The 8,369-nt window shown below is 43.5% G+C and carries 8 protein-coding genes; 6 read left to right on the top strand and 2 right to left on the bottom strand.

What is annotated here, in order from left to right:
• A partial coding sequence (locus ACWVCM_RS15780) for a 5'-3' exonuclease (protein WP_455202726.1) occupies positions 1-554 on the bottom strand: 554 nt, incomplete at its 3' end.
• 55 nt (positions 555-609) lie between these two features.
• Between ACWVCM_RS15780 and ACWVCM_RS15775 the strand changes: the two genes are divergently transcribed.
• From ACWVCM_RS15775 to traF, 6 genes are all read left to right on the top strand, one after another.
• A complete protein-coding gene (locus tag ACWVCM_RS15775; RefSeq protein ID WP_455202725.1) occupies positions 610-1,335 on the top strand; it encodes an LOG family protein in 726 nt (241 codons plus the stop codon).
• 190 nt (positions 1,336-1,525) lie between these two features.
• Positions 1,526-2,479, top strand: coding sequence for a homoserine kinase (locus tag ACWVCM_RS15770; RefSeq protein WP_455202724.1), 954 nt, complete (start codon positions 1,526-1,528; stop codon positions 2,477-2,479).
• Between the two features lie 411 nt (positions 2,480-2,890).
• Positions 2,891-3,217: a c-type cytochrome gene (locus tag ACWVCM_RS15765; protein ID WP_455202723.1), complete on the top strand. Its 327-nt coding sequence runs from the start codon at positions 2,891-2,893 to the stop codon at positions 3,215-3,217.
• A gap of 507 nt (positions 3,218-3,724) precedes the next feature.
• Positions 3,725-4,600, top strand: a complete 876-nt coding sequence (locus ACWVCM_RS15760; protein WP_455202722.1) for a fructosamine kinase family protein — start codon at positions 3,725-3,727, stop codon at positions 4,598-4,600.
• A 66-nt stretch (positions 4,601-4,666) separates the two neighbouring features.
• Positions 4,667-5,512, top strand: coding sequence for a phosphoserine phosphatase SerB (gene serB, locus ACWVCM_RS15755; RefSeq protein WP_455202721.1), 846 nt, complete (start codon positions 4,667-4,669; stop codon positions 5,510-5,512).
• A gap of 18 nt (positions 5,513-5,530) precedes the next feature.
• The gene (gene traF, locus ACWVCM_RS15750; RefSeq protein WP_455202720.1) at positions 5,531-6,616 is read left to right on the top strand and encodes a conjugal transfer protein TraF; all 1,086 of its coding nucleotides are present in this window, start codon (positions 5,531-5,533) and stop codon (positions 6,614-6,616) included.
• A gap of 56 nt (positions 6,617-6,672) precedes the next feature.
• Here the strand turns inward: traF and ACWVCM_RS15745 are convergent, their stop codons facing one another.
• The gene (locus ACWVCM_RS15745; protein WP_455202719.1) at positions 6,673-8,061 is read right to left on the bottom strand and encodes a conjugal transfer protein TraF; all 1,389 of its coding nucleotides are present in this window, start codon (positions 8,059-8,061) and stop codon (positions 6,673-6,675) included.
• Positions 8,062-8,369: the final 308 nt, after the last annotated feature.

The raw sequence follows: 8,369 nt of genomic DNA, 5'->3' as shown, positions 1-8,369 counted from the left end.
GATTTGTCACCCATCAAAGCCAAATAATCAATGATACGTTCCGGTGGGAGCCCGAATTTTTCAATGACCCCATCGCGATCCATAAAAGCATTTTTCATGGTATCCATCAAAGTCACATGTTCATTGACTAGCTGAGCCATGTCTTTATCGCCGGTGGATATCAGTGTATCCATTTTCTTTCTGGTCGCTGCAACTGCCAGGGTACCGATGACATCATCAGCTTCTACACCTTCAATAACAAGCATGGGAATCCCCATGGCTTGAATGACTTGATGCAGCGGTTCAATTTGTTTGCGTAATTCCGGTGGCATTGGCGGGCGATTGGCCTTATATTCATTATAAAGATCATCCCGAAACGTCTTGCCTTTGGCGTCAAATACTACGGCCATGTATTGAGGGTCGTAATCTTTAAGCAGTTTGCGCAACATATTAACAACCCCGTAAACAGCGCCAGTGTAATCACCCGCGGAGTTTGTTAAATTCGGCATGGCGTGAAACGCACGATACAGGTAGGACGAACCGTCAACCAGAATGAATGGGCTAGAATTTTGCATAGTAGGCATAGGGCCGTATTGTCGTAGATTCTGTTTTTTATTAAAAGAGTGAATTATGTCCGATCAAGATAAATCCTCCCACCCGGGAATGTCGCCCGTCGACGATACCATGTTAACCCGCGAATCCTGGAAAATTTTTCAGATTATGGCGGAATTTGTCGAAGGTTTTGAGCGAATGGCTCGCGTACGCCCATCAGTGAGTATTTTTGGTTCAGCCCGTACAGAACGCAATCACCCTTATTATTTATTGACAGAAAAAATCGCCGGCAAGCTGTCTGATGCTGGTTTTAGCGTCGTGAGCGGTGGTGGGCCTGGTATTATGGAAGCAGCGAATAAGGGTGCGTTCGCCGGTAAGTCCCCCAGTATTGGATTAAATATCCAGTTGCCGCACGAACAGGCTGGTAACAGTTACCAGGACATTTCGCTCACTTTTCGCCATTTTTTTTCGCGGAAAGTGATGTTCGTTAAATATGCTGCAGCCTATGTCTGCATGCCAGGTGGTTTCGGTACACTGGATGAACTGGCGGAAATACTAACCCTGGTTCAGACAGGAAAAACTCGACGTATTCCTATTATTCTTGTGCATTCGCCCTTCTGGGAAGGATTTATTAAATGGCTCAAGGAAAGCCCTCTGGTAGAGCAAATGATTGACCCGGAAGATCTCAACCTGTTTCATGTCCTGGATGATCCGGACGATGTTGTCAAGGCAATCTTCAAGCACTACGAGCAAAGGGGATTCGAGCCTTCGGAAGAAGAGCAGCAAATCATGCTGGATTTATAATTTCGTATCCTGTTGTTGATTTGTTTTCGACTCTACACGCACGCGATTTTCACGCAATAAATACAGAAAAATTTAAGGCTAAAGAACTAAAGACGCACAGCAATGGGTCGAGCAGTTTTTAAAAACCAGCTTGTGTTACACTTTGCTTTTTACAATTACAACTTAAAAAGCAAAACAAGCTACCATTCTAATGTCTGTCTATACTTCTGTTTCCCAGGCCGAGCTGGAAAGCTTCCTGCTAAACTACGATTTAGGTGACCTGGTCAATTATCAGGGTATCAGCGCCGGTATTGAGAACACCAATTACTTTGTTGACACCACTCAAGGACAGTACGTTCTAACCTTGTTCGAAATATTAAAAACGGCTGAGCTGCCGTTTTATCTTGAACTAATGGCGTTTCTCAATGAACACAAAGTACCGAGCGCTCATCCCATCGCCGACAAAACACAAAACTATGTGCATGAGTTAAATGGAAAGCCTGCAACATTAATGCAGCGATTGCGCGGTAAATCGGTGCTGGAACCTGATACTAATCACTGTGAAGCTATTGGTCTGGCGCTAGCCAGGTTGCACGTCGCAGGTATGTCATTTCCATTGCATCAGGACAACTTTCGTGGAGCTGAATGGCGTAACCGGGCAGGGCAACAGTTATTGCCTTTGCTCAGTGAGGGGGATGCTGAAATACTGCAGCGTGAGATGGCGGTTCAAGATATGCAAAATTATCTAAACCTGCCACAAGGAGTGGTCCACGCTGATTTATTTCGTGACAATGTATTGTTTGTCAACAATGAGCTAAGTGGCATACTGGATTTTTATAATGCCTGCAACGACAGTCTTTTGTATGACGTTGCGATTACGGTTAATGATTGGTGTATAAGTCTGGGGGGTGTTCTGGACTTCGAGCGTGCTGAGTGCCTGTGCCATGCCTATAATTCGATACGGTCAATTTCGGCTGACGAGATAAAGGCCTGGTCCATGTTGTTGCGGTTGGCTGCGTTGCGATTCTGGCTATCGCGATTGTGGGATTCTCATTTTCCTAAAGCAGGCGAAATGACTTTTCAAAAGGATCCTGATGAATTTAAAGAAATCTTGTTGGCCCGAATCCATGAATCTGCAGAACTGAATAGCCTTTGGGGTTTGTGACGATGATCGGCTGCAGTGCTGAAGTTCCTTTTAGCGCTGCGTGGTAGCATCGATTTAATTGATAACCTGTAGTAATCGAAATGACTGAAATATAGGCATTGCTTATACAATATGTGCAGCTAATAGACTAACGTGATATACCCATAGCGCTACATAATAATTACTTGACATCATATATCCCCAATGGCATAAAGACCGACTCAGTTTGCCTGAACACCGGCAGACTTTCGCGACACGAGTAAACCACATTGCTTGTTGAGCGATTTAAAGAATATCTCCGTTTTGTTTTAGCTGTGATTAAGTGCGAACTAGAACAGCGAACATAAGAATTAAGGGGAGGATGCGAGGTCACTTCATTGGAGGGGCGTCGCAATAATGTTTGTCATTATAAATTATGTGAGGGGAAACAACATGAAATCAAAAATGTTAGCAATTTCAGCTGCAGCAGCTATTTTGGCAGTATCTGGTACTGCACAAGCTGACCTGGATCTGGCCAAGAAGAGCGGTTGCCTGGCTTGCCACAGCGTTGACAAAAAAGTAGTTGGTCCAGCCTGGAAAGACGTTGCTGCTAAATACAAAGGCGACGGTGGTGCAAAAGCTACTTTGGTTGAGAAAGTTAAGAAAGGTGGTAAAGGTAACTGGACTAAAGTTACTGGTGGTGCGCCAATGCCTCCTTACTCACCACGCGTTAAAGATGCTGACATCGAGAAGTTGGTTGATTTCGTACTTAGCCTGTAAGTACTAAAGACTAATAACACTAATAATTATATTTTCTGTCCACTCGACAGACATTGAAAGCCAGCATTTATGCTGGCTTTTTTTATCCATTGAGGTTTATTCACAACGAATCTGTAAGAATTTCCGACACCTTACACATCCTGACAAGACACTGGTACAAGCCATTGATGTTGTGTAACCGATTGAATAAATTAATAAAAATATCCGTACAATAAGAGAACAATTTAATAGCGAAGCCGTTGTAATGCTTCCTGGGCTTGATTGGTCTCAGTTTATCAACAAAGTTATCCACAGGTTTTGTGGATAACCGAATGCTATAACTGTTATCCAATACCTTAAGCATTATAATTAGAAATGAATTTAACTTGCGCCGAAATTTTGACTTTAAAGGTGCCGGACGAAATGCCTATGATTGGCCGACTACAATTCTCCAGAACCATAGACTCCATTTTAAACTTCTAATGTGGTTACAGGATTTATAAATAATCACTAGCGAAACTATGAATTATGTGGCAAAGCATTAGTGAACATATTGCTAGCGTCTCAGGTGAGTCATTCGCCTTTGAATCTACACGTAGTGTTGGAGGTGGAAGTATCAATTCGGCGTATATCCTCCATGGTGATCAACAGTCCTATTTTGTTAAAACCAATGCCGCGTCTCAGCTGGCAATGTTTGAGGCAGAATTGGAAGGTTTAAATGAAATTGCAGATTCGAACACGATAAAAGTGCCAAAACCTCTCTGCGTCGGTATCGCTGCAGGCAGCGCATATATTGTGATGGAAAATTTACCGATCCATAGTGGCGGTAGCAAAGCAGGCATGGAGCAGTTAGGTATTGATTTAGCCAATATGCATCGAGTCACGCATGCGCAATTTGGATGGCATCGAGATAATACCATTGGATCGACACCGCAAATTAATGATCCATCACACAGTTGGATTGATTTTTATCGGGACCATCGGCTGGGTTTTCAATATCAGTTGGCAGCAGAACATGGATACAAGCACTTGTTGCGGCGTGGTGAGTTACTAATGTCCGCTTTAGATCGGTTTTTTACTGACTATCATCCACAAGCTTCGTTATTGCATGGCGATTTATGGTCAGGAAATTATGCGATTGAAGAGAGCGGCCGACCCGTTATTTTTGATCCCGCCGTTTATTTTGGTGATCGTGAAGCTGATATTGCTATGACAGAATTGTTTGGTGGATTTTCTCCCCGCTTTTATTCCGCGTATAATGATGCCTTTCCACTGGATTGTGGTTATAAAACGCGAAAAATTCTGTATAACCTTTATCATATACTTAACCATTTAAATTTATTCGGTGGTGGCTACAGCAATCAAGCCGAACACATGACGGAGCAGTTGTTGAGTGAAATTTGACACCAACTTTCTGTAATCCAACTAACCAGATATCTCTCGACGACATAGTTAAAAGAAAGCAGATTTATGCCAACAACAATTCTACATACACCATCCCTGGATAATGACGCCCAGGTAATACTGCTCGACGCTATTCCTGGTGATCTTGTTCATAGGGGTGATTTTCACACGATACAACATGCAAACTCAGTGACGAAAGAAAAGATTGCTGCTTTGCGCCAACAGTTTTCGTTTGACATCAATAACGTGCCGGAGTCATTTCAATCCAGTAAGCTGGCATTATTGATTACCGATATGGATTCCACGCTCATTTCTATCGAATGCGTTGATGAAATTGCAGACTTTGTGGGTGTTAAAGAGCATGTGGCTAAAATTACCGAGTCCGCTATGCGTGGTGAAATCGATTTTAATACGTCTCTGCAACAACGGGTGAAATTACTCAAGGGACTGGACTATAGTGCGTTGGAATCTGTTTATCAGGAACGATTAAAGCTCAATGCCGGTGCTGAAAAGCTAATGGCCAGTTTACAGGCGTCGGGTGTTAAAACTGCTTTAGTCTCCGGTGGATTCAGGTATTTCACTGATCGCTTAAAAGAACGGTTAAATCTGGATTTTGCTTTATCAAACGTATTGGAAGAAAAAGATGGACAGTTGACTGGCAATGTAATTGGTGAAATTGTCAATGGTGAAGTTAAGGCAGGTTTTTTATCGAAGCTTGTTGAACAACTTGGTATTGATTTTGGCCAAACCATAGCGGTGGGTGACGGCGCCAATGATTTGCTAATGATGGGGCTGTCCGGATTGGGTGTTGCTTATAGAGCCAAGCCTAAAGTGCAGCAGCAGGCTGATGTGGTACTGAATCATTCAGACCTGGATGCTATATTGCATTTTATATCTTTGAATGGCGCCTGATTAAAATGACGCTTAAAAATGACAGGAATATCATTTAGTGTAAAAAAACAAAATATCTTGCCCATGTTTTCAGCTTATAAAAAATTGTTTGCTTCCCTGATGCTCGCTGCAATAACCGGCAATAGCCATGCACTGGAGTATCCTGTTTTCGATGCCCGATCGGCGGGCTTGGGTGGCGTGAACGTGGCGCACGGAATTTCAAATGCCGCACTTTACAATCCGGCATTAGCCGCATTAGAACCTGAAGGGTTTGACTGGTATTTTGTGGCACCAGGTGCTGGTGAATTCGAAGCAGATCCCGACAATATTAAGGATACGTTAGAGGGTACGGGCAATATTGCTGATATTGATGGAAAGGAATATTTTAAAAATGCCTATAAAAATTTGCTGATGACTATACCCAGCCCAGGACTGGGGGGCTCGCTCTATGTCATGGAGTATGAGACTCAGACAGCGAAGGTTATTACTGACAACACCGGTACAAACCTGGTGCATCGTTCTATTGAAGTTTCCGAAATAGGGTTTGGTATCGCTCAATTGCAGGACATTCTCTGGATGGAGCGTATCCTGGTAGGTATTACCGGCAAAATTTCATTGCTGAAAAGTTATGGCTACAGTGAGCCGATTGCCACAGCCAGCCTTGATCTTGACAATGATCAGGCGCTGCGTGATTCAGAATTAAATCTCGACATCGGATTCTCCAAAGAGTATGGGGTCTGGAAAACCGGACTCGTTTTTAAGAATATTTTTTCTCAGGAAAATGATCTGGGCAGCAGCGGTGATACATACAGTTTGGGACCGCAAATTCGTGGAGGTATTGCCTACCAGTCCAGGCGTGCAATGGTTGAACTGGATGTTGACTTGATGAAGAATGATGGAATTGGTTATGCTCCCGATACCCTGTTGGCTGCGTTGGGCTGGGAGTGGCGAGTGTTCCATGCCTTTATGCTTCGCCTTGGTTACACGCAAAATCTCATTGGCGACAACGAGGCTACATACAGTGCTGGTATTGGCTTGAAAATGTGGGCCTTGCAGATTGATGGAGCGTTTATTGGCGGCGAAAATGGTGAAGGTGCCTATGCCCAGGCGGCGTGGGAGTTTTAACTAACGCCGTGAGTGTATAACGCATCCTTGCGCCATTTTTGTATTTTCCCTTGAAATTAGAACGACAACTCCAGGCCTATATTTAGTATGGCGCTTCTGGGTAGTGTAGAGCCATCAACAACAACATCATCCAGGCTATAGGCGCCATCGATATTCAGGTATTTGAACAAGGTAAAACCTGCAGTCACGTAGCTTAATTCAGAACCCGCCTGGTTGACGCGATAACCGAGACGAATACCGGGGATTATCCAGCTTTTGGTAATAAATGCCGCGGATAGTGTTCCCCATTGATACTCATCTCCAGTTGGGCCTTCAATCGCATTCGCGTCATATGCAGCGCTAAATACCCATTTTTGATTCTTGGTATGAAGCGCACCTTCTATGGTGAACTGGGTTTTCATTGTATAAATGACTTCCTGGCTTAACAAACTGCGAATACGAGGGTCATTAATTGGTGCCAGTTTCGCCGGATCAATGGCATTGTATTTAAATTCTGGCTCGTTAATATTATTAATCGTGGCGCCTACTCGATAGTGATCACTTGCCCAAAGCAATCCCAGATCGACACCGAAGTTTGAGTCGGTATTGCCATTTTTGTAGTCAAAGTCTTCAAATAAGTCCTCGGTATTGCTGTCGTTTTCGACTTTTTCTACATCCTGGGCCAGAGTGACCTGGTAATATTTACCGCGTAGACCGGCAAGCAGGTTGCCGCTATTGGCTGATAAGATATTCCGACTATATCCGAAGCCTGCTTCAAAAATACCCGCTGCCTTTAAACGGACTACGCTGTCATTGCTCAAACTGTAGCTTACATTGCTGCCGTTGACAGCGACTGTGACATCACCAAATGTAGCCTGGTTTGTACCGCCCAGATTATTGGTAATAAATGTTTGGGCATTTGCCAGATCGAATTGTACTGTGTCTGCTACTGCGCCCACTCTGGCAACTGCACTGACGTTTAAATCAAAAGTCAGACTTCCGCCTAACGTATCGGATGCAATGATCATGGGCATCAGAGGTACGTGGCCGGAAACAAACGCTTTACCATAGGCGTTGTCTTCAATGTTTTGCAATAGGTCATTTATATCATTAATTCGCGCGTCTACTTCGGCAACGGCTGCAGGATCGTTAACATTTGTGATACTGGAGAATGCATTTGATAGATCAAAATCATCAGCTATTGCATCCAGGTCATCATAAAAATTGTCGATTGCGCCATATTCCACGCCTGCACCGATGGAACTTAATACGCCAAAACGAAATTTACTGCCTTCTTTTAATGGTGCTAACGCGCCGGCTGCTGGATTATTAATGTCCGACATTAGTGTTTGACCGTTGCTGACAGAGCCATAGGTAACGTTAGGGCCTGGTGGATGATATACCGGGGTCGCCATGGTTTGTGAACAAATGGTGGCGATAAATACGGCACTAAGTAAACGTTTCATTATATGCTCCAGTAAAAGTGTTGCAGTAGCTTATCTCTTATCAAAAATGACAATGTAGAGTGGACGCTAAAAACAAAGTAAATCGTTGAAAGCATCGGCAAGTAATTGTATTCCTTTAACCACGCTAACTGACACAGGTCACAGATATGCAAAGATATGCAAATAGTTATAAATTTACCGCGAATTAATAATTTGATTCTCTGAAAATAGAAGGAATGTCAGTCCAGTGTTAGCTACTATACCTTTAGTAACAACAAGTTACCTGTGTAATAAACAACCGAATTGAGCTTAGCGGATGAGCCGGTTAG

This window comes from Kaarinaea lacus (assembly GCF_975902315.1).
This window is presented reverse-complemented; position numbering and strand designations above follow the sequence as displayed.